The sequence below is a fragment of the Nocardioides cavernaquae genome, from assembly GCF_003600895.1.
Taxonomy (GTDB): domain Bacteria; phylum Actinomycetota; class Actinomycetes; order Propionibacteriales; family Nocardioidaceae; genus Nocardioides; species Nocardioides cavernaquae.
Window position 1 is genome coordinate 1,557,436 of sequence record NZ_QYRP01000002.1, and the last position, 21,649, is coordinate 1,579,084.

A 21,649-nucleotide genomic window follows, 5' to 3' on the forward strand; every position below is an offset into this window, starting at 1 on the left:
GGCGCGGTCAGGCGGGTGACCCTGCGGGTCCCTCAGTCAGACGTAGCGCTCGAGGATGCTGGACTCGGCCAGCCGGGAGAGCCCCTCGCGGACGCTGCGTGCGCGCAGCTCGCCAACGCCCTCGACGGCCTGCAAGTCATCGATGCTGGCCGCGAGGAGCTTCTGCAGCGTGCCGAAGTGCTCGATGAGCCGCTCGACCACGGCAGCGGGAAGACGCGGGACCTTGGCCAGCAGGCGGAAGCCGCGCGGGGTGACCGCTCCGTCGAGGTGCTCGCTCGTGCCGAGGCCGAGCGCGCGCGCCACGGAGGCGGGGTCGACCAGGTCGGTGGCGTCGAGGTGCTCGAGTCGGAGCAGCAGCTCCTCGGGGCTCTTGGCCTTGCGGCCGCCCGGGAGGTAGTCGCGGATGACCAGCTCGCGCTCCATGTCGACGCCGGTGATCAGCTCCTCGAGCTGCAGGGTCAGCAGGCGGCCGTCGGTGCCGAGCTCGAGCACGTAGTCCTCGATCTCGCGCGCGATCCGCGTGACCATCTCGAGGCGCTGGGCGACGACCGCGACGTCGCGGACGGTGACCAGGTCCTCGATCTCCAGCGCTGACAGGGTCGACGAGACTTCGTCGAGGCGCATCTTGTATCGCTCGAGCGTGGCCAGGGCCTGGTTGGCGCGGGTCAGGATGCGGCCGGAGTCCTCGAGGACGTGCCTGGTCTCGCCGACGTACGCCGCGATGATCTGCATCGACTGGGACACCGAGATCACCGGGAAACCGGTCTGCCGGGCAACACGGTCCGCCGTGCGGTGGCGGGTGCCGGTCTCGTCCGAGGGGATGGTGTGGTCGGGCATGAGGTGGACCGCGGCACGGTGGATGCGGGTCAGCTCGGCGTCGATGATGATCGCGCCGTCCATCTTCGCCAGCTCGCGCAGGCCGGTGGCCGTGAAGGGCACGTCGAGCTGGAATCCGCCGGTGGAGATCGACTCGACGGTGCGGTCGTAGCCGATGACGATCAGGGCACCCGTGCGGCCGCGGAGGATGCGCTCGAGGGCGTCGCGCAAGGGCGTGCCGGGGGCGATGGAGGCGAGTGTGGCGCGGAGGCGCAGCACCTCGTCGGAGCGCTCGATGGCGGCCACTAGCAGATGTCCCGTCGATGAAGTGTGGAAACACCACGGAGTCTAGGGGATGGGGGCTGTGGGTGACCTGTGGATTCCGTTGACCCGGTCGCGGGCTCCGGCATTCAGTCGGACGAGGCCTCGGCCAGTCGGGGCGCCTCGTGCACCACGCGACCACGCAGGTCGAGCAGGCGCATGACCGCGGCGATGTCGGGAACGTCCATCACCTTCATGCCGTCGACCATGCGCACCCGACCGGGTGTGCTGGCGGCACCGCGATCGGCGGGCACCAGTGCGTACTTGAAGCCGAGTCGGGCTGCCTCCGCAAGACGCTGGGGCAGATCGCGAACCCGCCGCAGCTCGCCGGCCAGGCCGAGCTCGCCGATCGCGATCGTGGCCATGGGTGCCGGCCGGGAGTAGTGGGCCGAGGCCAGGCTGATCGCGATGGCCAGGTCGCTCGCGGGCTCCTGGAGCTTGGCGCCGCCGATCGTCGAGCAGAAGACGTCGTGGTTGTGCAGCCGGAGGCCGCCGTGCTGGGCGAGGACGGCCAGCACCATGGCCACGCGCGAGGAGTCCAGCCCGGAGGTCGTGCGCCGCGGCTTGTCGCTCGGGCTGACGGTGACCAGCGACTGCACCTCGGCGAGCAGCGGGCGTCGGCCCTCCATCGTGACCGCGACACACGTGCCGGCGACTTGCTGGGCGTGGTGCTCCACGAAGAGCCCGGTCGGGTCGGAGACCGCCGTGATGCCGTCGCTGCCGAGGTCGAAGCAGCCGACCTCGTCGACCGGGCCGAACCGGTTCTTCATCGCGCGGAGCATGCGGAAGCGGCTGTTGCGGTCGCCCTCGAAGTGCAGCACCACGTCCACGACGTGCTCGAGCACGCGGGGACCGGCGATCGAGCCGTCCTTGGTGACGTGACCGACCAGGACGGTGGTGATGTTGCGGGTCTTGGCCACCCGGACCAGCGCCGCTGCGACCTCCTTGACCTGGGTGACGCCACCGGGGACGCCGTCGACGTCCGCCGCGCCGATGGTCTGCACCGAGTCGATGACGAGCAGCTCGGGACGCACTGCCTCGATGTGGCCGAGCAGTGCGCTGAGGTCGGTCTCGGCGGCGAGGTAGAGCTCGTCGACGACCGCGTTGGTGCGGTCCGCACGCAGGCGCACCTGTGCCGCGGACTCCTCGCCGGTGACGTAGAGCGTGCGCCGGCCGGTGCGCGCGGTCTGGGCGGCGACCTCGAGCAGCAGGGTGCTCTTGCCGACGCCGGGCTCGCCGGCGAGCAGGATCGCCGCTCCGGGAACCAGGCCGCCGCCGAGCACGCGGTCGAGCTCGGGCACGCCGCTCACCCGGGCGGTCGACTCCTCGATCGCCACCTGCCCGATCGGCACGGCCGGCGTGGTCACCGGGCCGGCCGAGACACGTGAGGTCGGGGCACCCACCTCGACCACGGATCCCCAGGCCTGGCACTCGCCGCAGCGGCCGACCCACTTGGCTGTGGTCCAGCCACACTCGGCGCAGCGGTGCTCGGGCCGGGGGGTCTTGGGCCTGCTGGTGGTTGCCATGTTCGAAAGCGTATTCGAAGCTGCCGACAATCGCCGGGAGGCTGTGCACAACTCCCAACGAAGCGCCGTCTCGAAGCCAACAAAGCGCCGCGTCAACGGGGAAGGGGGGCGGGTCAGAACTGCCGGGTCCAGAGGTTGACCGCGTAGTCGACCTCGAGCCCGCCGACGCCGCCGGTCCGATCGACCGGCCAGGCGGCGAGGACCTCGTCAGCCACCTCGCGGGTGAACTCGATCCGCACGACCGCCTCGAGGTCTGCGCGCGAATCGAAGCGCCACATGATGTCGACCGGGGTGCGGGTCCAGCCATGCGTCGACCAGAACTTCTCCACTGCATCGGGATCGACCATCGGGTAGCCACGCCGGAACCAGCCACCGAACGTCGAGCGGCGCGCGTCGTTGTCGATGACGAAGGCGGTGCCGCCGCGGCGTACGACGCGGTCCAGCTCGGCCAGGCCCGGCTCGCAACCCGGCCCGAAGAAGTAGGCCCATCGCGCCTGGACGACGTCGACCGACGCGTCGGGCAGCGGGATCCGCTGGGCGGTGCCGGCCAGCAGGGTGACGTTGCCCAGCCGGCGTACTCGCCGCGCAGCGACGGTCAGCAGGTCGGCGTGCGGCTCGACACCGATCACCCGGGCGGCAGCGTCGGGCGCGGAGGCCCACTGCGGCAGGTGGAACCCCGTGCCGCAGCCGAGGTCGAGAAGGGTCCGTCCGGCCCACCCCCGTGGACCGAGGATCGACCGCATCGCCGACTCGATCGCGTGCTCCGGATCGGCGGCGCGGTTCTCGAGCTCGTACGTCGAGGTGTGGTGCCAGATGTTCGGGGACGGGATCGCCCCCGGTGCAGCACCGGTCCGGCCAGACACGGATCAGATCCGGACGAGGCCGTCCGGCGTGTGGAACTGGATCGCGACGATGCCGGGGGTGCCGTGCGGGGCGACCCACTCGACCTTGACGTCCTCGAGCGGGTGGTCCTCGGGCTCGCCGAGCCACTCGCTGACCCGGTGCGGGTCGCCGGCGATCTCCAGGCAGGCAAGGGAGAACGCGTCGGTGCCGCCAGCGCTCGGGTGGTCCTCCTGCGGCGAGAGCCACTGGATGAAGAACGGCAGCTGCGGGTCGGCCATGAGACCGCTGACGCCGATCTGCTTCCAGATCAGCTCGTGGCCGTCGGGGCGGTGGCGGTAGCCGTCGACCGCGGGGCGGCCGAGGCGGGTCTCGATGGAGGGCAGGTCGGAGACGCCGACGCACCAGCCGAGCCAGCCGCCGCCGAGGGCGGAGCGGGCGCGGACGGCCTGGCCGAACGCTGCCTTGTCCGATGCCGGGTGGTCCAGGACCTCGACGACTTCGAAGTACATGTCGTCGCTCAAGGGCAGGATCATGTTGCGGGTGCCGAAGCGCGGGTGCACACCACCGTCCTGGAACGTGGTGCCCAGCAGCGTGCTGAGTCGCTCCGCGGTGGCCTTGAGGCCGTCCGGTCCTGCGGCGTACGAAACGTGGTCGAGGCGCATGCGGGCATTCTGACCCCGAGCCCCTCCGGGAGTGAAAACCGGGGTCGATGTCTCTTGACGTCGAGAAAAGATCAGTGGGGGTCAGCAGGGTGCAGCGCGAGCGCCGATCGCGAGCGCACGTGGGCCTCCGCGTGCTCGACGAGGGCTGCGTAGCCCGCCGCTCCCATCAGCTCGGTCAGCTCGGGGGCGTTGGTGACGTAGACCGGCTCGACGGCGACGTGTGCCTCGGTGTTGCCCGAGCAGTACCAGTCGAGGTCGTGCCCGCCGGCGCCCCAGCCGCGGCGGTCGTACTCGAGGATGCCGACCTCGGTGTACGTCGAGCCGTCCATGCGCTCGACCTCGCGATAGGTACGACGGATGGGCAGCTGCCAGCACACGTCGGGCTTCGTCTCGATGTAGGAGCGGTCCTGCGCGACGGCGAGGTTGTGGAGCGCGCACCCGGCACCACCGGCGAAGCCTGGCCGGTTCGAGAACACGCATGCGGACTGCCCGTCGACCACGTGGGCCTTCGTCTTGCGCTCGCCGTCCTCGTCCTTCTCGACCCAGTCCTTGGTCTTCACGTCGCGACCGGGGTGGAACTGCCAGAGCTCTGGCGTCAGCTGCTCGACGTTGGCCTTGACCCGCGACTCGTCGTCCTTGTCGGCGAAGTGCGCTCCGAGCGTGCAGCACCCGACGTCGGGGGAGTGCTTGTAGATCCCGGCGCACCCGCTGCCGAAGATGCACGTCCAGCTGGACGTCAGCCAGGTCAGGTCGCAGCGGAAGACCTGGTCGGGATCGGCGGGGTCGGTGAACTCGACGTACGCACGCGGGAAATCAAGGGGGACCTCAGGCACCGGGAAAGGGTACGCGGAGTGGCGGTAGCGTGGGCACATGCGTCTGGGCGTTCTCGACATCGGTTCCAACACCGGTCATCTCCTCGTGGTCGACGCGCACGGTGGCGCGGCGCCGCTGCCGGCCTCCTCCCACAAGGAGCCGCTCCGCCTCGCCGAGCACCTCGACGAGGGTGGAGCGGTGACCCAGGAGGGCATCGACGCGCTCACCTCGTTCTGTGCCTCTGCGCTCGAGGTCGCCGAGGACAAGGGCTGCGAGGAGATGCTCGCGTTCGCGACGTCGGCGGTCCGCGACGCGACCAACAGCGACGCCGTGCTCGCCCACGTCCACAAGGAGACCGGGGTCGACCTCGAGGTCCTTCCGGGTGAGGACGAGGCGCGCCTGACCTTCCTCGCCGTACGCCGCTGGTTCGGCTGGTCCGCCGGCCGACTGGCCGTGTTCGACATCGGAGGCGGCTCGCTCGAGATCGCCGGCGGCAAGGACGAGGCGCCCGACGTCGCCTGGTCGCTGCCGCTCGGCGCCGGCCGGCTGGCCCGCAACCACTTCACCGAAGGACCGATCGACGAGGCCGGCCTCAGGGACCTCCGTCGCAAGATCCGTGCCGACATCGCCAAGGACGCCGGCAAGCTCCTGCGCTACGGCGCCCCCGACCGCGCGGCCGCGACGTCGAAGACCTTCCGGTCCCTCGCGCGCATCTGCGGCGCAGCGCCCTCCGGGGACGGATCCCTCGTGCCCCGCGCGCTGCCGGCAGCCGAGCTCTCCGAGTGGATCCCGAAGCTGATCGGCATGAGCAACGACGAGCTCGCCCTGCTGCCCGGTGTCTCGTCCAGCCGCAGTCACCAGATCGTGGCGGGCGCGCTCGTCGCGGAGGCGGTCATGGACATCTTCGACCTGTCCAAGCTGGAGATCTGCCCGTGGGCGCTCCGCGAAGGCGTGATCCTCGAGCGCTTCGACCATCTGGGCTTCATCAACCGCTGATGTCCCCTCTGGTCGGACTCTCCACAGCCTCGGTCTATCCGGAGTCGACGGCCCATGCGTTCGCCTACGCTGCACGGCTCGGATATGACGCCGTCGAGGTCATGGTCGGCATCGATTCGCTGTCGCGGCAGACCAGCGCGCTCCAGCGTCTGCGCGACCACCACGGCGTACCCGTCTGCGCCGTCCACGCGCCCTGCCTCCTGGTGACGCAACGGGTCTGGGGCACCGAGCCGTGGGAGAAGCTCGAGCGCTCCGCGGAGCTGGCCCACGACCTGGGGGCTGATGTCGTGGTCGTGCACCCGCCGTTCCGCTGGCAGCGTGACTACGCGCGCGGGTTCGTCGAGGGCATCGCCGGCCTGGAGAAGCGCACGGGCATCGCCTTCGCCGTCGAGAACATGTTCCCGTGGCGGGCCTCCACGCGCCGCGGCATGGAGGTCTACCAGCCCGGCTGGGACCCGAGCCGCGAGCCCTACGCCAACACCACCGTCGACCTGTCCCATGCGGCGACGGCGCAGGTCGACTCACTCGAGCTGGTGCGCCGGCTCGGCGACCGCCTCCGGCACGTCCACCTGACCGATGGCATGGGCTCACCGAAGGACGAGCACCTCGTCCCCGGGCGCGGCAACCAGCCCGCGAAGGAGCTCCTGCGCCATCTCGCGGACACAGGTTTCTCCGGCCATGTCGTTGTCGAGATCAACACCCGCCGCTCCGGCAGCGCCAAGGCCCGCGACACCGATCTCGCCGAGTCGCTCGCCTTCGCCCGCGAGCACCTCGCGGACCAGGGCAACCGCCACATCCTCTGAACCTGCTTGTCGTCCTCGTCGACAGGGGAACTGGACGGGCATGCCCGTCGTCGGCCGGATCCTCGCTGCACTGCCTGCTGAGCAGTAGCGTCGAAGCATGGACGCACCCCACTCTGGCGCACCCCTCTCTGGCGCACCCGCCGAGCGGGCGGACGCCGTGCTGGCCAGCGGGCTCACCGTCGTACGTGGCAAGCGCGAGGTGCTGCACGCGCTCGACTTCACCATCCCGACGGGTGAGGTCGTCGGGCTGCTCGGCCCGTCCGGCTGCGGCAAGTCCACCCTCATGCGTGCGCTCGTCGGTGTGCAGGGAGGCGTGAGCGGCCGCCTCGAGGTCTTCGGTCAGCCGGCGGGCAGCCGCACGCTGCGGGACCGTGTCGGCTACGTGACGCAGGCCGCCAGCGTGTACGACGACCTGACCGTCACCGAGAACCTCCGCTTCTTCGCGCAGGTCCTCGGGGTCGGCAGGGACGGGGTGTCCCGAGCCATCGATGCCGTCGACCTCGGCGCCCAGGCGGGTGACGTCGTGTCCAGGCTGAGTGGCGGCCAGCGCTCGCGGGTCAGCCTTGCGGTCGCGCTGCTGGGCCACCCCGACCTGCTGGTCCTCGATGAGCCGACGGTCGGCCTGGACCCCGTGCTCCGCGAGGACCTCTGGTCGCTCTTCCACCGGATCGCCGACGCCGGAGCAGCGGTCTTCGTGTCCAGCCACGTGATGGACGAGGCGGAGCGTTGCGACCGGCTGATGCTGATGCGTGATGGTGCCTTCATCGCCGACGGCACGCCCGAGGCGATCCGTGAGCAGGCGGGCACGCAAGACATCGAGCAAGCCTTCCTGGCCATCGTGCGAGGTGCAGCATGAGCGGCCGGGTCGCGCTGGCGGTCGCGCTGCGGGTCCTCACGCAGCTGCGCCGCGACCACCGCACGCTGGCCATGCTGCTGGTCCTGCCCTGCCTGCTGATCAGCCTGCTCTGGTGGATGTTCGACGCGCTGCCCGGTTCGGCTTTCGACCGGTTCGGGCCGGCGCTGCTGGCGATCTTCCCGTTCATCGTGATGTTCCTGGTGACCAGCGTGACGACGCTGCGCGAACGCAGCAGCGGCACGCTCGAGCGGCTCCTGTCGATGCCTCTGGGCAAGCTCGACTTCCTGCTCGGCTACGCGCTCGCCTTCGGGCTGCTCGCCGCGATCCAGTCGGCGCTCGCCGTCGGCCTCAGCATCCTCGCGCTCGGCCTCGACGTGACCGGTCCGGTCTGGTTGCTCTGCCTCGTCGCCGTCACCGATGCCGTGCTGGGCACAGCCCTCGGCCTCTTCGTGAGCGCGTTCGCGCAGACCGAGTTCCAGGCAGTCCAGTTCATGCCCTTGATCGTGATCCCGCAGCTGCTGCTGTGTGGACTCTTCGTGCCGCGCGACCTGCTGCCCGGCGTACTCAGTGCTGTGTCCGACGTTCTCCCGCTCTCCTACGCCGTGGATGCGATGGCCCGGCTGAGGTGGGAGGCGGACACCACGCTGGTCTGGCGCGACCTCGCCGTTGTCGCGGGATTCGCCCTCGCAGGCCTCGGGCTCGGCGCAGCGACCCTCCGGCGCCGTACGCCGTGACCTGCTGCCCGTTGCGGTAGCCCGATTCTGGGGCGGCGGGCGTAATGTCGGGCCATGTCGCTGCTCCGCCAGCCGATGCTGCTGCTCGCGAAGAGCCAGGCCGTCAAGCGCCTGGTCACGACCGTGCCCGTGACCCGGGCCGTCGTCGCCCGCTACGTGCCCGGCGAGAACACCGAGGAAGCCGTCGAGACGGCCGCAGCGCTGATTGCTGAGGGGATGAACGTCAGCCTGGACTTCCTCGGCGAGGACACCCTCCAGGAGGCGCAGGCGGATGCGACCGTGGCGGAGTACCTCCGGCTGCTCCATGCGCTCGCCGGACGTGGCCTGACCGCCAGCGCCGAGGTCTCGGTCAAGCTGACCGCCATCGGCCTGCGGCTGCCCAACGGCGACAAGATCGCCCTCGAGAACGCACGCACCATCTGCCAGGCGGCGCGCGACGTGGGCACCGACGTCACCATCGACATGGAGGACCACACGGTGACCGACGCGACTCTCGACGTGCTCCACGAGCTGCGCCGCGAGTTCCCCGAGACCGGTGGCGTGCTGCAGGCCTATCTCCATCGCACCGAGCAGGACTGCCATGACCTCGCCGGCACCGGCTCGCGGATCCGGCTCTGCAAGGGCGCGTACGACGAGCCAGCCGACGTCGCCTGGCGCGACCGCCACGAGATCGACCTGTCCTACGTCCGCTGCCTCAAGGTGCTGCTCGCGGGTGACGGCTATCCGATGATCGCGTCGCACGACCCGCGCATGATCGCGATCGCCCAACGCATCGCCGATGACCACGGGCGCGGTCCCGGCGGGCACGAGTTCCAGATGCTCTACGGCATCCGGCCCGAGGAGCAGCGTCGTCTGGCTGCCGCCGGGGAGAGCGTCCGGGTCTACCTGCCCTACGGCCAGGAGTGGTGGGGGTACCTCACCAGACGACTCGCGGAACGCCCGGCCAACCTGTCATTCTTCGTGAGATCCCTGATGTCGCGCCGCTGAGCAGGCGGCGGCGAGAAGTCCCGAGAAGAAGTGGGTGTTGTGGTGGGTGACCGGACCGCCTTCATCGGCGTCGGAGTGATGGGCGAGGCGATCCTCGCCGGGCTCCTTCGCGCGGGCCGTGGTGCCGACGAGTTCGTCGTCGGAGTACGCCGGCCCGAGCGCGGCGCCGAGCTCGCCGAGAAGTACGGCGTCGAGGTGCTGGCCAACATCGAGGCCGCCGCGCTTGCCGACACCATCGTGCTGGGCATGAAGCCGCAGGACCTCGGTGGCGCGCTGGAGGAGTTCGCCTCGGTGCTGCGCCCCGGCCAGCTGCTGGTGTCACTCGCTGCCGGCCTGACGACCGCTTTCATCGAGAGCCGCGTTCCCGAAGGCGTCGCCGTCGTGCGTGTCATGCCCAACACCCCGGCCACCGTCGACGAGGGGATGCACGCGATCTCGGCGGGCTCGCACTGCGACGAGGCCCACCTGGCCGAGGCCGAGGCGTTGATGGCTGCCACCGGTCACGTCATCCGCATCGCCGAGAAGCTGCAGGATGCCGTGACTGCGGTCAGTGGCTCCGGCCCGGCATACGTCTTCTACGTCGTCGAGGCGATGATCGACGCCGGTGTCCTGCTCGGCCTGCCCCGGCCGATCGCGACCGAGCTGGCTGTTCAGACGCTCTACGGATCCGCGACGATGCTGCGCGAGACCCGCACGCACCCCACCGTGCTCCGCGAGCAGGTCACCTCTCCCGGTGGCACGACGGCGGCTGCCTTGCGCACGCTCGAGGACCACAAGGTGAAGGCGGCGTTCATCTCCGCGATGGAGGCCTGTCGCGACCGGGCCGAGCAGCTCGCCTCCGGCAAGTAGGGCTCCTCGGCGAGTAGCGCTCGGCGACCACTTTCAACGCGCCACGCCGGTCACCACAAGTATTTTTCCGTCCACTCTTCCCCACGGGTCACATCAGGCCCTATTGTCACGAACACGAGGCACGTGGGTCGCCAGTGGGGAAGCTGGAGCGTGTCGCAAAGAAAGCAGTGGTGTGCCATGGCAGGCAACACGTCCAGTGACATCTCGGAAGTTCGTTTTCTGACGATCGCCGAAGTGGCGACGATGATGCGCGTTTCGAAGATGACGGTCTACCGCATCGTCCACAGCGGCGAGCTCCCGGCCGTCCGCGTGGGCCGCTCCTTCCGGGTGACCGAGAAGGACGTCAACGAGTACATCAAGCGGTCGTTCTACGACGCAGGGTGAGATCAGGACGGACTCGGATTCGGCGGGACGTTCCCCGACCGATAGGCTGAGTGCGTCGCCCATGCTGTTCTGCCAGGGCTGACTGAAGCTCTGGAAAGGTTCACCGTGGGTTCTGTCATCAAGAAGCGCCGCAAGCGCATGGCCAAGAAGAAGCACCGCAAGCTGCTGAAGAAGACGCGCGTGGCGCGTCGCAAGCTCGGTAAGTGAGCGCACTGCTTCGATGACGCAGGCCGGCAAGGTCGTGCTCGTCACCGGGGTCTCTCGAGACCTCGGACGACGTTTCGCGCGCATCCTTGCCGATGACCCTGCCGTTGGTCGAGTGATCGGCGTCGATGTCGCCCCTCCTGTGGGTGACCTCGGCGCCGTTTCCTTTCTCAGGGCCGACCTGCGTGGGCCGGTGATCGCCAAGATCCTGGTCCGCGAGCGCGTCGACACCGTCGTGCACATGAGCGTCATCGCCACTCCCGGTTCGCTGGGCAGCCGTGGCTCGATGAAGGAGCTCAACGTCATCGGCACGATGCAGCTGCTCGGCGCCTGCCAGCGCGCTCCCGACGTACGCCGTGTCATCGTGAAGTCGACGACCACCGTCTACGGCGCGAGCCACCGCGATCCCGCGATGTTCACGGAGGATCGTGGACCGCAGCGGCTGCCGAAGTCGGGCTATGCCCGCGACGCGCAGGAGATCGAGGGCTACGTCCGCGGCTTCTCGCGACGTCGCCCTGACGTCACTGTCACGACGCTCCGGGCGGCCAACGTCCTCGGGCCCGAGGTCGACAGTCCGATCGCCCAGTACTTCCGCCTGCCGGTGATCCCCAACGTGCTCGGCTTCGACCCGCGTCTGCAGTTCCTGCACGAGCTGGACCTCGTGGGGGCGCTGCGCCATGCGGTCCACGCCGAGGTCCCCGGCACCTTCAACCTCGCCGGCGACGGCGTCCTGCTGCTGTCCCAGGCGATCCGTCGCCTGGGTCGCACCGGCCTTCCGGTTCCGGGGTTCGCGCTCTCTGCCGTCGGCTCGGCCATGCGGGGCGTGGGACTGGCTGAGTTCGCCCCCGAGTTGGTGCAGTTCCTGACCTACGGTCGCGGTGTGGACACCACCCGCCTGCGCAACGACCTCGGGTTCATCCCGCGTTTCACGAGCGCCGAGGCGTTCGACGACTTCGCGCATGGCATCGGTGCCGCGCCGGGCCCGCGCGGCATCGCTGCGCTCGAGCCCGTGCTTGCCGGTTTCGAGCGGTCCCTGACCCGAGGAGAGCTCGATGGGTGACGCGGACATCATCCCTATCGGGACGAGGGGTGCCGCGGGACGGGGCGCCGGCAAGAAGCCCTCGAAAGCCGCAAGGGACCTGCTGGGCAAGCCCAAGGGCGCCCCATCCCGAGGCACCCCTCCGAGCGTTACGGATGGAGCCGAGGCGTCGGTACCGCAGCGGGGGAGCGAAGCGGAGGAGCGAGGACAGCGACACCTCGGCGGGCCCAACAGCGGCGCGCAAGGCGCCGACGTACCCCAATCCGCCACGGACGGCCTGGACGGGCAGGAGGGCGAAGCCGCAGGCGAGCCGAGCCTGACCCTCGCGCCCGAGCCCGGTGCGCAGACCGGCAAGCACACCCCCAAGCACCGCGGCATCCCGATGTCCGACATCATCCACGCGGTGAACCACGCGGCGATGGAGGTCTTCGGCGACGACTGGGAGCGCAAGCTCGCCCACTTCATCGCCTTCACCCGCCGCCGGATCACCGGCGACTACACGATCGACGAATACGGCTTCGATGCCGAGATCACCGAGCGTTTCTTCCTGTCCGCCACCCGCCCGCTCGCGGAGAAGTGGTTCCGCATCGAGGTCCGCGGCATCGAGAACATCCCGAAGGAGGGTGGCGCACTCCTCGTGTCCAACCACTCCGGGACCGTGCCGGTCGACGCGATGATGACGATGTTCGAGGTGCACGAGCGCACCGGTCGCTACCTGCGCCCGCTCGGTGCTGACCTGGTCTTCCGGCTGCCCTTCATCGGCACGCTGGCCCGTCGTGGCGGTGTCACGCTGGCCTGTTCCGAGGACGCCGAGCGCATGCTGCGCGGTGGCGAGCTCGTCGCCGTGTGGCCCGAGGGCTTCAAGGGCATCGGCAAGCCGTTCTCCGAGCGCTACAAGCTGCAGCGCTTCGGTCGTGGCGGCTTCGTCAGCGCTGCCCTGCACACCGGCGTACCCATCATCCCGGTGTCCGTCGTCGGTGCCGAGGAGATCTACCCGCTGGTCGGCAACGTCCCCTCGCTGGCGCGGCTTCTCGGGGTGCCCTACATCCCGATCACGCCGTTCTTCCCGCTCCTCGGTCCGCTCGGCATGATCCCCCTGCCGTCGAAGTGGATCATCGAGTTCGGGGAGCCGATCCGCACCGACCACTACGACGCCTCCGCTGCCGAGGACCCGATGACGCTCTTCGACGTCACCGACCAGGTGCGCGAGACGATCCAGCAGACGCTCTACAAGCTGCTCATGCGGCGGCGGTCGGTCTTCTCCTAGCCGGATGGGCCCAGATGGCCGGGCCCGTTGATCTGAGCCCGAGTACGCCGCGCCGAGGGGTGCAGATGGCCGGGACCGGCGATCTTGGCCCTACGTCGAGCCGCCGGGACCGGCGACCAGGGCCGTCTCGGGGCGGTCAGTGAGAGGTCAGAGCAGGCCGTCGGTGCCCAGGAGGGGACCGAGCAGCGGGTTGAGCAGGTCGCCGAGGGGGTCATCGGACAGCGGGCTGTCGGTGCCGTGTGGGTCGAGCACGCCGCCGAGCGGGGCCTCGGAACCGCTCGTCGCTCCGCCGGTGGGGGCGGTGGACGCGGTCGCAGAGGTGCTGGGCGCAGGCTTGCCGCTCGCCAGGCTGCCGAGCGCGGGCAGCTGACCGAGCAGTGCGGCGATCGGGTCAGTGGCGCCGGCCTGGGCCGGGTCGTCGGACTTCGGGGCCAGCGCGGTGCGCGGGGAGACCGACGCCGAGTCGATGGCTGCGCCGGAGAGCAGGATCGCCGGGATGTCGAGCAGGCCACCGCAGTCGGGGCAGGCCTGCAGCGTGCGCTCATCGATGCTGAGCAGTGCGTTGACCGCCGCGTCGAAGTTGTCGGCGAACTCGGTCGGCACGAGCGCCTTCAGGCCGGCCAGGATGTCGAGGCTGTCGGCGGTGAAGTCACGCAGCTCGACGACGTGGGCGCTGTCGCCGGTCTCGGCGAACTCGCCGAGGGCGGTCTCCGCCGCCTGGCTGGCCTGTGCGACGAAGTCCTCGAGTGCGGTCGGGATGGCGGCCTGGCTCTCGACGCTGTCGCGGAGGGCGAGTGCCTGCGCCTCGTCGAGACGACCCTCGGCCAGACCCATGATCCGGTCGGCGCGGGCCTCGTCGTTGGCGCTCAGCGAGGTGCGTGCGCTCTCGAGGATGCGCTTGATCGGGTAGAGCGAGTCGCCGGGAAGCGCGTTCTGGGCGGCGAACGAGACGCCGGTGCTGCCGCCGAGGATGGCCAGCGTCGTTGCGGCAACCGCGATGCGGCGGTCGCGACGACGCGGGGAGGCCTCGCGCACCGGCAGGCTGAGTCGGGCATCGACGGGGACGAGAAGGGTGTCGGCGGCAGCCATCAGGCCCGCACGGAGCTCCTTCGCGTAGTCCATGTTGGGTGCCGGCGCGGGGACGGACTGCAGCAGGGCAACCAGGTCGAGCGGCTCGGAGAACGAGCGGGAATCGCCGCCCCGACCATCGATCAGGGACGCAAACTCCTCGGCGCGGCGGCGTGCCGGGCTCACGGGGCTCATGTCGTCGGTCCTGTCAGGTCAGTGGGGTGCGGGGGCATCCAGTTGTCAAACGACTCGAGGCGGCCGGAGGTTACGCCGTGTGACGGACGCTTCACTCGGAGTGCACCTCCTTCGGCATCAGCTTCGCGAGGTTGCGCACTCCGCGGAGCTGGAGCTGCTTGACGGCACCCTCGGTGCGACCGAGGACTTTGGCCGTGTCGGCGATGCTCATGCTCTGCAGGAACCGCATGATCAGGCACTCCTGCTGCTCCTTGGGGAGCTGCTTGAGGCAGGTCAGGAGCGTCTCGTTGGTGAGCTGTGCGAGCACCGCGGTCTCGGGGCCATCGGTGGCGTCGTCGTGCAGCCCCATGTCCTCGGTGGTGAGCTCGAGGCGGGTGCGGCCAGCCTTGAAGTGGTCGGTGCAGAGGTTGCGCGCGATGGTCATCAGCCAGGCGCCGAAGTCGCGGCCCTGCCACCGGAAGTTGTTCATGGAGCGCAGCGCGCGGAAGAAGGTCTCGCTGGCCAGGTCCTCGGCGAGCGCCTGCGACCGGGTCCGGTAGTAGATGAACCGGTAGACCGAGGGGTGGTAGTGGTCGAAGAGGAGCCCGAAGGCCTCCTTGTCGCCGGAGCGGGCCAGCTCGACCAGAGCGATCATCCGCTCCCGCGTGGCCTCGTCGGCCTCGGCGGACATCGCGTGCTCGGAGTCGTCGGGCTGCTCGCCGGGCGGCTGGTCACCGGGTGGCCGGTCACCGAGCGGACGGTCACTCGTCGAGACGGTGCCACTGCCCTCGGCGCGGTGGCGGCCCGGTGTGCCGACGATGACGGACGGCTCGGGAGCTGACTCGGCCAGCAGCCACGGCGCGGCAGCCGGACGACGGGAGGTGCGGGAAGTGGGCCGGACGAAGGGGTTTGCGGTGGGGCCAGCAGCGCAGAGCGCAGGCTCGAGCAGGAGTGCATCGAGCACGGCGGTGCGCAGGGCGTCGAGCCCTCGCAGCGCGGATGCCGTCGCCTCATGCATCGTTGAACCCCTCCCAAGGCCCCCCTCTCCCGAGGGCCATTCCCCACAGTAGGGGAAAGTGACTGTTTCTGTGAACGGTCTGGGAGAACTGTTGTCGTCGGCAGCCTCAGTGCGCGCGCGGGCGGTTGCGCAGGGCGACGCCCGCACTGGTGCCGCCGACCACCGCTCCAGCGATCGCGGCGCCGATCAGGCCGGCGCGCGCCACCTTGCGGCCGGTGCGGTAGTCGCGGATGCGCCAGTTGTTCTGCTGCGCGGCGTGGCGCAGCTTGCTGTCCGGGTTGACCGCGCACGCGTCGCCGACCAGCGACAGCATCGGCATGTCGTTGAAGGAGTCGGAGTACGCCGAGCAACGGCTCAGGTCGAGCCCCTCGCGCGCTGCGAGTGCCTTGATCGCCTCGGCCTTCGCCGGGCCGTGCAGCATCTCGCCGACGAGGCGACCTGTGTAGACGCCGTCCTCGTGCTCGGCGACGGTGCCCATCGCGCCGGTCAGCCCGAGGCGCCGCGCGATCTCCCGCGCGATCTCGATGGGGGCGGCCGTCACCAGCCACACGCGCTGGCCCTGGTCGAGGTGCATCTGCGCGAGCGCACGGGTGCCGGGCCAGATGCGGTGGGCCATCGCTTCCTCGAAGATCTCGCGGCCGAGCTCCTCGAGCTCGGTCACGGTGTGGCCGGCGATGAAGGAGAGCCCCTCGTTGCGGGCCTTGGCGATGTGCTCCGGGTCCTCGACGCCGACGATCCGGAAGTAGGCCTGCTTGTACGCCGCGCCGAGGATGTCGCGCGTCGTGAAGAACTTGCGCTTGTGGAGGCCCCGGGCCAGGTGGAAGATGCTCGCGCCCTGCATGACGGTGTTGTCCACGTCGAAGAACGCCGCGCTGGTCGGGTCGATCGGGACGTCCAGTGCGGACTCGACCTCGGCGATCGCCGCAGCTGCTTCGCCGGCGAGGACGGAGCGCTGCTGCAGGTCGAGGGGTCGGGCGGGGCGACGCTTCTCGGGGGTCACACCTGAAGCCTAGGGGGCCGTCCGGGCTGTGTCAGGATCGGTTCATGTCCTCGTCCTCCGCGCCGCGGGTCCCCGAGTAACCGTCTACATGCGCCCGGGTTGTCACCTCTGCACCGTGGCGCACGAGGTGGTGGCCCAGGTGTGTGAAGCGCTGGGGGAGAGTTTCGTGGAGATCGACATCGACACGGACCCGGCCCTGCTCGCGGCGTACTCCGATGAGATCCCGGTGACCCTGGTCGACGGGCGCCGGCACGACTTCTGGCGCGTCGACCCGGACCGGCTGCGGGCCGCGCTCACGAGCTGACCGCACCGGTGACCTCCGCGTTGACCGCCCCCGGCGTGGGTGAGACTTCTCACCTGTGCTAGCCGTGCCGGTTCCACCGCTCGGGCTCGGTTTGTTCTCGTGTTCACAAACTCCTACAGTGAACGGGCCGCGAGGACGATTCGGGCTGGCCCTGCCGCCCGGCGAAGAGCTGATTCACGTGGCTGTTGGAGACGAGAACATTGACCGCACGGACGCCCGCAGATGGTGCTCAGGCCGCGGGAAGGGACATCCCCGAGGCCACCGTTGCACGTCTCCCCGAGTACCTCCGTGCCCTCACGGCGCTGGCGGAGCGGGGCATCGGCACGTGCTCGAGCGATGAGCTCGCGGCCGCGGTCAACGTGAACAGCGCGAAGCTGCGCAAGGACCTCTCCTACCTGGGGTCCTACGGCACCCGCGGCGTCGGCTACGACGTCGACTACCTCAGCTACCAGATCGCCCGTGAGATCGGGCTGATGCAGGACTGGCCGGTCGTCATCGTCGGGATCGGCAACCTCGGTCATGCGCTGGCCAACTACGCCGGATTCGGTTCGCGTGGCTTCCGCGTCGTCGCGCTCCTCGACGCCGCGCCTGAGCTGGTCGACGAGACGGTCGGCGGGCTCGTCGTACGCCCCTTCGACGACCTCGAGGCCGTCGTCGCCGACGGACCGGTCGCGATCGGTGTCATCGCGACCCCTGCCGGCGCTGCGCAGGAGGTCGTCGACCGCCTGGTTGCAGCCGGCATCACCAGCATCCTCAACTTCGCCCCGACCACGCTCGCCGTCCCGGCCGGGGTCTCGGTGCGCAAGGTCGACCTGTCGATCGAGCTCCAGATCCTTGCCTTCCACGAGCAGCGCAAGGGCTCCCCCGTCGTCCAGCCGCTGGCCCGGGAGGCCTCGGCATGAGCGTTCTCGTCGTCGGCGTCTCGCACAAGACCGCCCCGGTCTCGGTGCTCGAGCGTCTTGCGCTGACCCCTGACGGCGTCGGCAAGCTGATCGCCGACGTCGCCGCGATCGAGCACGTCACCGAGGTGACGGCGCTCGCGACGTGCAACCGCATCGAGGTCTATGCGGAGGTCGACCGCTTCCACGGCAGCGTCGAAGAGGTCTCGCGGCTGCTCTGCGAGCGGTCCGGCATGGCCACCAGCGACATCACCAGCGACCTGCTCCCGCACCTCTACGTCCACTACGACGACGGCGCGGTCTCGCACCTCTTCCACGTCGCCGCAGGCCTCGACTCGATGGTCGTCGGCGAGGGCCAGATCCTTGGTCAGGCCCGCGACGCGCTCCGCACCGGCCAGGAGCTCGGCACCGTCGGCCCCGCGCTGAACTCGCTCTTCCAGCAGGCGCTGCGCGTCGGCAAGCGCTCCCACGCGGAGACCGACATCGACCGGGCCGCTCCCTCGATGGTCTCCGCGGCCCTCGACCGCGCGGTCGCTGCGGTCGGTCCGGTCACCGGAAGTCGTGTCCTCGTGATCGGCGCCGGCGCCATGGCCTCGCTCGCCGTCGCCACCGCCTCGCGCCGCGGTGCCGCGGACATCACGGTCGTCAACCGCACCGAGACCAACGCGGAGCGCCTCGCCGATGAGTACGCCGCGCGGTCGCTCCCGCTGAGCTCCCTCACGGACGCGCTCGGCAACGCCGACATCGTCATCTCCTGCACCGGAGCCACCGGCATCGTGGTCACCGCCGCCGAGCTGACCGCTGCCCGAGGTTCCTCCGAGCGTCCGGTCGCCGTGCTCGACCTGGCGCTGCCGCACGACGTCGACCCTGCCGTCGCCGAGCTGCCCGACGTCACGCTGATCGACCTGCGCGTCCTGGCGGACGAGCTGCGTGACTCCGACGCCGGCCGCGAGGTCCTCGGCGTACGCCAGATCGTGGGCCAGGAGATCTCGGCCTTCGTCTCCGCCCGCCGCCAGGCCAGCGTCACGCCCACCGTCGTCGCCCTGCGCACGATGGCCACCGGTGTGGTCGACACCGAGATCGAGCGGCTCTTCTCGCGCCTGCCGGATCTCGACGACGCGGCGCGCGCCGAGGTCCTCCACGCCGTACGCCGTGTGGCCGACAAGCTGCTCCACCAGCCCACCGTGCGTGTGAAGGAGCTGGCCAACTCCGACGGTGCGGTCTCCTACGCCGCCGCGCTGGCCGAGCTCTTCGCTCTCGACCCGGACGCGGTGGACGCGGTGACCCGTCCGGTCTCGCCGACGAGCCCGACCGACCTGGCGACGGAGCCCCAGCCGTGAGCGCCCACGAGCACCGCACGCTGCGTGTCGGCACCCGTCGCTCGCTGCTCGCCCGCACGCAGTCCGGCCAGGTGGCGGCGCTGATCGCCGAGCGCCTCGGCGTCGAGGTCGAGCTGGTCGAGGTGGTCACCGAGGGTGACACCAACCAGACCTCCGCCCTGGCCTCCCTCGGCGGCACCGGCGTCTTCGTCAGTGCGCTCCGCGACGCCCTGCTGCGCGGGGATGTCGACGTCGCCGTTCACTCGCTCAAGGACCTTCCGACCGGGTCGTTCGACGGCATCGCGCTGGCTGCGGTGCCGCCACGCGAGGACCCGCGCGACGCCCTGGTGGCCAGGGACGGACTGACCCTCGGCGAGCTCCCCGCGGGCAGTGTCGTCGCCACGGGTTCCCCGCGGCGCGTCGCCCAGCTCGCGGCGCTCGGTCTGGGGCTCGAGATCGTCGGCCTGCGCGGCAACATCGACACCCGTCTGGGCAAGGTCGCGAGCGGTGAGGTCGACGGCGTCATCCTGGCGCGTGCCGGCCTGGCCCGCATCGACCGGCTCGACGTGATCACCGAGACCCTCGACCCGATCCAGATGCTTCCGGCGCCCGGTCAGGGTGCGCTGGCGATCGAGTGCCGGGCCGCGGACGCCGTGCTGGTCTCGCAGCTGCGCGAGGCACTCGAGGACCCCTTCACCCGGGCCGCCGTCGACGCCGAGCGCGCGCTCCTGCGCACCCTGGAAGCCGGCTGCGCCGCTCCGGTGGGTGCGCTGGCCGAGGTCGCGGAGGCGGACGAGCCCGGCGACGGACACCAGGTGTGGCTCCGCGCCGTGGCGCTCGCGCCCGACGGTGGAGTGGAGATGCGGAGGTCAGCGAGCGGCCCGCTCGCCGACGCCGTGGCCGTGGGGGAACGGCTGGCACAGGACATGCTCGACGAGGGCGCCGCACGACTCATCGAAGAACCCGCGAGGAAGCAGCAGGCATGACGCGACGCAATTCCGAACAGGATCAGACCGGACGACCCCAGGGCCCCTGGTGGGTGTCATTCGTGGGCAGCGGCCCCGGCGACCCCGACCTGCTGACCGTTCGCGCAGCGGCGCTGCTCGCCGAGGCAGAGGTGGTCATCACCGAGGTGCCCGAGCACGCAGCCTTCGTGCGCTCGGTGCTCGGTCTCGCTCCGCTGGTCGAGAGCGACGACGACCTCGAGGCTCCTGTCGTGACGGTGGCGTCAGCAGGCGGGGAGCGAAGCGACCGACGCCCCGGCCCCGAGTTCGTCGATGGCGGCTTCGGTGACGACGGCCAGCCGCTCACGCATGCCAACCGCTCCAAGGTGGTCGTGAAGCAGGCGAAGCGCGGGCTCCGCGTCGTACGCCTGATGAACGGTGACCCGTTCCTCTACGCCTCCGGTCCCGAAGAGGCTGCTGCCTGCGCGAAGGCGGGCATCGGCTTCGAGCTGGTCCCGGGCGTCTCCTCGGTGACCGCCGTCCCGGCATACGCCGGCATCCCGCTCACCACGAAGAACAACCGCGAGCTCGCCGTCGTCACCTGTGGCGAGAAGATCGACTGGAGCCGCTACGCCGACGACCGCACCCTGGTGCTCCTGTCGGCTGTGGGCTCGATCGGCGAGATCGCCACCGCGCTGATCGCCGCCGGCCGCAACCCGTCGACGCCGGTCGCGATGACCCAGACCGGCACCACCGTCCAGCAGTGCACCGTCACCTCGACGCTCGAGCGCATCGCGGTCGACGCGCGCGCCGCGAAGATCCAGCCCCCGGCGATCACCGTCGTGGGTAACGTGGTGGACATGCGGGAGACGCTCTCCTGGTTCGAGACCAAGCCGCTCTTCGGATGGCGGGTTCTCGTGCCGCGCACCAAGGAGCAGGCCGGGTCGCTCTCTGCCCGGCTGCGCGGGTATGGCTCGGTGCCCGAGGAGGTGCCGACCATCTCGGTCGAGCCGCCGCGCAACCCGCTGCAGATGGACAAGGCCGTGCGTGGCCTGGTCGAGGGTCGCTACGAGTGGATCGCCTTCACCTCGGTCAACGCGGTCAAGGCCGTGCGCGAGAAGTTCGAGGAGTACGGCCTCGACGCCCGCGCCTTCTCCGGCCTGAAGATCGCCGCCGTCGGCGACAAGACGGCCGCCTCGCTGCTCGACTGGGGCCTGCGCGCCGATCTCGTGCCCGACGGTGAGCAGTCGGCGGCTGGCCTCCTCGACGTCTGGCCCGAGTACGACGCGCTGCTGGACCCGATCAACCGGGTCTTCCTGCCGCGCGCCGACATCGCCACCGAGAACCTCATCGCCGGCCTGATCGACCTGGGCTGGGAGTGCGACGACGTCACGGCGTACCGCACGGTGCGGGCTGCTCCGCCCGCGGCTCCCGTGCGCGATGCGATCAAGACCGGCAAGTTCGACGCGGTCGTCTTCACGTCGTCCTCGACCGTGCGCAACCTGGTCGGCATCGCCGGCAAGCCGCACCCGTCGACGATCATCGCCGTGATCGGCCCGGCCACCGCCAAGACCGCCGAGGAGCACGGCCTGCGCGTCGACGTGATGGCGTCGTCGCCGTCGGTCGAGGAGCTCGTCGACGCCCTCGCGGACTTCGGGGCCTCGCGTCGTGCCGCGCTCGTGGACGCCGGTCAGCCGGTCACCAAGCCGTCCGACCGCAAGCCGTCGACCCGCCGCAAGGCCACCTCGTCCTGACCCCCTCGCGCCCGTTTCACCGGCCAGCCGGTGAAACGGGCACATCGTGTGCCGTGCACCGCACAACAA

The 21,649-nt window shown here is 70.4% G+C and carries 23 protein-coding genes; 15 read left to right on the plus strand and 8 right to left on the minus strand.

All coding sequences use genetic code 11. From position 1 onward, the window contains the following. Positions 1-36: 36 nt before the first annotated feature. The 5 genes from disA to D4739_RS07625 all read right to left on the minus strand — a co-directional run bounded on the left by disA (position 37) and on the right by D4739_RS07625 (position 5,001). Positions 37-1,122: a DNA integrity scanning diadenylate cyclase DisA gene (gene disA / locus D4739_RS07605; protein ID WP_120059994.1), complete on the minus strand. Its 1,086-nt coding sequence runs from the start codon at positions 1,120-1,122 to the stop codon at positions 37-39. Positions 1,123-1,226: 104 nt separating this feature from the next. After that, the gene (gene radA, locus D4739_RS07610) at positions 1,227-2,663 is read right to left on the minus strand and encodes a DNA repair protein RadA (protein ID WP_120059995.1); all 1,437 of its coding nucleotides are present in this window, start codon (positions 2,661-2,663) and stop codon (positions 1,227-1,229) included. Positions 2,664-2,776: 113 nt separating this feature from the next. After that, positions 2,777-3,526 (minus strand): class I SAM-dependent methyltransferase, encoded by a 750-nt coding sequence (locus D4739_RS07615; protein ID WP_120059996.1) that lies wholly within the window; start codon positions 3,524-3,526, stop codon positions 2,777-2,779. A gap of 3 nt (positions 3,527-3,529) precedes the next feature. Further along, positions 3,530-4,168, minus strand: coding sequence for a VOC family protein (locus D4739_RS07620; RefSeq protein ID WP_120059997.1), 639 nt, complete (start codon positions 4,166-4,168; stop codon positions 3,530-3,532). Positions 4,169-4,239: 71 nt separating this feature from the next. Continuing rightward, entirely contained in the window at positions 4,240-5,001 is a 762-nt protein-coding gene (locus D4739_RS07625) for a DUF3109 family protein (RefSeq protein WP_120059998.1), read from the minus strand. A 37-nt stretch (positions 5,002-5,038) separates the two neighbouring features. Between D4739_RS07625 and D4739_RS07630 the strand changes: the two genes are divergently transcribed. The 10 genes from D4739_RS07630 to D4739_RS07675 all read left to right on the plus strand — a co-directional run bounded on the left by D4739_RS07630 (position 5,039) and on the right by D4739_RS07675 (position 13,100). Further along, positions 5,039-5,977, plus strand: a complete 939-nt coding sequence (locus D4739_RS07630) for a Ppx/GppA family phosphatase (protein WP_120059999.1) — start codon at positions 5,039-5,041, stop codon at positions 5,975-5,977. Further along, positions 5,977-6,780: a sugar phosphate isomerase/epimerase family protein gene (locus tag D4739_RS07635; RefSeq protein ID WP_120060000.1), complete on the plus strand. Its 804-nt coding sequence runs from the start codon at positions 5,977-5,979 to the stop codon at positions 6,778-6,780. The genes D4739_RS07630 and D4739_RS07635 overlap by 1 nt, the downstream gene beginning before the upstream one ends. A gap of 97 nt (positions 6,781-6,877) precedes the next feature. Next, entirely contained in the window at positions 6,878-7,636 is a 759-nt protein-coding gene (locus tag D4739_RS07640; RefSeq protein ID WP_120060001.1) for an ABC transporter ATP-binding protein, read from the plus strand. Next, entirely contained in the window at positions 7,633-8,370 is a 738-nt protein-coding gene (locus D4739_RS07645; RefSeq protein WP_120060002.1) for an ABC transporter permease, read from the plus strand. The genes D4739_RS07640 and D4739_RS07645 overlap by 4 nt, the downstream gene beginning before the upstream one ends. Positions 8,371-8,424: 54 nt before the next feature. After that, a complete protein-coding gene (locus D4739_RS07650) occupies positions 8,425-9,357 on the plus strand; it encodes a proline dehydrogenase family protein (protein WP_220699253.1) in 933 nt (310 codons plus the stop codon). Positions 9,358-9,399: 42 nt separating this feature from the next. Continuing rightward, the gene (gene proC / locus D4739_RS07655) at positions 9,400-10,206 is read left to right on the plus strand and encodes a pyrroline-5-carboxylate reductase (protein ID WP_120061793.1); all 807 of its coding nucleotides are present in this window, start codon (positions 9,400-9,402) and stop codon (positions 10,204-10,206) included. Positions 10,207-10,383: 177 nt separating this feature from the next. Beyond that, positions 10,384-10,590, plus strand: a complete 207-nt coding sequence (locus D4739_RS07660) for a helix-turn-helix domain-containing protein (RefSeq protein WP_120060003.1) — start codon at positions 10,384-10,386, stop codon at positions 10,588-10,590. A gap of 105 nt (positions 10,591-10,695) precedes the next feature. Next, the gene (locus D4739_RS07665; protein WP_017933175.1) at positions 10,696-10,797 is read left to right on the plus strand and encodes a 30S ribosomal protein bS22; all 102 of its coding nucleotides are present in this window, start codon (positions 10,696-10,698) and stop codon (positions 10,795-10,797) included. 13 nt (positions 10,798-10,810) lie between these two features. Beyond that, a complete protein-coding gene (locus D4739_RS07670) occupies positions 10,811-11,854 on the plus strand; it encodes an NAD-dependent epimerase/dehydratase family protein (protein ID WP_120060004.1) in 1,044 nt (347 codons plus the stop codon). Beyond that, the gene (locus D4739_RS07675; RefSeq protein ID WP_120060005.1) at positions 11,847-13,100 is read left to right on the plus strand and encodes a lysophospholipid acyltransferase family protein; all 1,254 of its coding nucleotides are present in this window, start codon (positions 11,847-11,849) and stop codon (positions 13,098-13,100) included. Before D4739_RS07670 ends, D4739_RS07675 begins: the two co-directional genes overlap by 8 nt. A gap of 147 nt (positions 13,101-13,247) precedes the next feature. On the opposite strand, the gene D4739_RS07680 is transcribed toward D4739_RS07675, so the two are convergent. The 3 genes from D4739_RS07680 to D4739_RS07690 all read right to left on the minus strand — a co-directional run bounded on the left by D4739_RS07680 (position 13,248) and on the right by D4739_RS07690 (position 16,360). Continuing rightward, the gene (locus D4739_RS07680; RefSeq protein ID WP_120060006.1) at positions 13,248-14,363 is read right to left on the minus strand and encodes a DUF5667 domain-containing protein; all 1,116 of its coding nucleotides are present in this window, start codon (positions 14,361-14,363) and stop codon (positions 13,248-13,250) included. Positions 14,364-14,454: 91 nt separating this feature from the next. Continuing rightward, on the minus strand, positions 14,455-15,360 hold the full coding sequence (locus tag D4739_RS17145) for a sigma-70 family RNA polymerase sigma factor (protein ID WP_120060007.1): 906 nt from the start codon (positions 15,358-15,360) through the stop codon (positions 14,455-14,457). Between the two features lie 106 nt (positions 15,361-15,466). After that, positions 15,467-16,360, minus strand: a complete 894-nt coding sequence (locus D4739_RS07690; RefSeq protein WP_120060008.1) for an HAD family hydrolase — start codon at positions 16,358-16,360, stop codon at positions 15,467-15,469. 28 nt (positions 16,361-16,388) lie between these two features. On the opposite strand from D4739_RS07690, the gene D4739_RS07695 reads away from it, so the two are divergent. The 5 genes from D4739_RS07695 to D4739_RS07715 all read left to right on the plus strand — a co-directional run bounded on the left by D4739_RS07695 (position 16,389) and on the right by D4739_RS07715 (position 21,580). Further along, a complete protein-coding gene (locus D4739_RS07695; RefSeq protein WP_338016267.1) occupies positions 16,389-16,664 on the plus strand; it encodes a glutaredoxin family protein in 276 nt (91 codons plus the stop codon). Positions 16,665-16,864: 200 nt separating this feature from the next. Further along, positions 16,865-17,566, plus strand: a complete 702-nt coding sequence (locus D4739_RS07700; protein ID WP_238473566.1) for a redox-sensing transcriptional repressor Rex — start codon at positions 16,865-16,867, stop codon at positions 17,564-17,566. Beyond that, positions 17,563-18,903 (plus strand): glutamyl-tRNA reductase, encoded by a 1,341-nt coding sequence (locus tag D4739_RS07705; RefSeq protein ID WP_120060011.1) that lies wholly within the window; start codon positions 17,563-17,565, stop codon positions 18,901-18,903. The genes D4739_RS07700 and D4739_RS07705 overlap by 4 nt, the downstream gene beginning before the upstream one ends. Continuing rightward, positions 18,900-19,868 carry a hydroxymethylbilane synthase gene (hemC, locus tag D4739_RS07710; RefSeq protein ID WP_238473567.1) on the plus strand — a complete coding sequence of 323 codons (969 nt, stop codon included), beginning with the start codon at positions 18,900-18,902 and terminating at the stop codon, positions 19,866-19,868. Before D4739_RS07705 ends, hemC begins: the two co-directional genes overlap by 4 nt. Then, positions 19,865-21,580, plus strand: coding sequence for a bifunctional uroporphyrinogen-III C-methyltransferase/uroporphyrinogen-III synthase (locus D4739_RS07715; RefSeq protein WP_120060012.1), 1,716 nt, complete (start codon positions 19,865-19,867; stop codon positions 21,578-21,580). Before hemC ends, D4739_RS07715 begins: the two co-directional genes overlap by 4 nt. Positions 21,581-21,649: the final 69 nt, after the last annotated feature.

Coding starts and splice junctions, on each gene's coding strand:
- D4739_RS07675 (WP_120060005.1), top strand. CDS start 11,847: ATGGGTGACGCGGACATCATCCCTATCGGGACGAGGGGTGCCGCGGGA.
- D4739_RS07705 (WP_120060011.1), top strand. CDS start 17,563: ATGAGCGTTCTCGTCGTCGGCGTCTCGCACAAGACCGCCCCGGTCTCG.
- D4739_RS07670 (WP_120060004.1), top strand. CDS start 10,811: ATGACGCAGGCCGGCAAGGTCGTGCTCGTCACCGGGGTCTCTCGAGAC.
- D4739_RS07620 (WP_120059997.1), bottom strand. CDS start 4,168: ATGCGCCTCGACCACGTTTCGTACGCCGCAGGACCGGACGGCCTCAAG.
- radA (WP_120059995.1), bottom strand. CDS start 2,663: ATGGCAACCACCAGCAGGCCCAAGACCCCCCGGCCCGAGCACCGCTGC.
- D4739_RS07680 (WP_120060006.1), bottom strand. CDS start 14,363: ATGAGCCCCGTGAGCCCGGCACGCCGCCGCGCCGAGGAGTTTGCGTCC.
- D4739_RS07650 (WP_220699253.1), top strand. CDS start 8,425: ATGTCGCTGCTCCGCCAGCCGATGCTGCTGCTCGCGAAGAGCCAGGCC.
- D4739_RS07635 (WP_120060000.1), top strand. CDS start 5,977: ATGTCCCCTCTGGTCGGACTCTCCACAGCCTCGGTCTATCCGGAGTCG.
- D4739_RS07630 (WP_120059999.1), top strand. CDS start 5,039: ATGCGTCTGGGCGTTCTCGACATCGGTTCCAACACCGGTCATCTCCTC.
- D4739_RS07640 (WP_120060001.1), top strand. CDS start 6,878: ATGGACGCACCCCACTCTGGCGCACCCCTCTCTGGCGCACCCGCCGAG.
- D4739_RS07660 (WP_120060003.1), top strand. CDS start 10,384: ATGGCAGGCAACACGTCCAGTGACATCTCGGAAGTTCGTTTTCTGACG.
- D4739_RS17145 (WP_120060007.1), bottom strand. CDS start 15,360: ATGCATGAGGCGACGGCATCCGCGCTGCGAGGGCTCGACGCCCTGCGC.
- D4739_RS07645 (WP_120060002.1), top strand. CDS start 7,633: ATGAGCGGCCGGGTCGCGCTGGCGGTCGCGCTGCGGGTCCTCACGCAG.
- D4739_RS07715 (WP_120060012.1), top strand. CDS start 19,865: ATGACGCGACGCAATTCCGAACAGGATCAGACCGGACGACCCCAGGGC.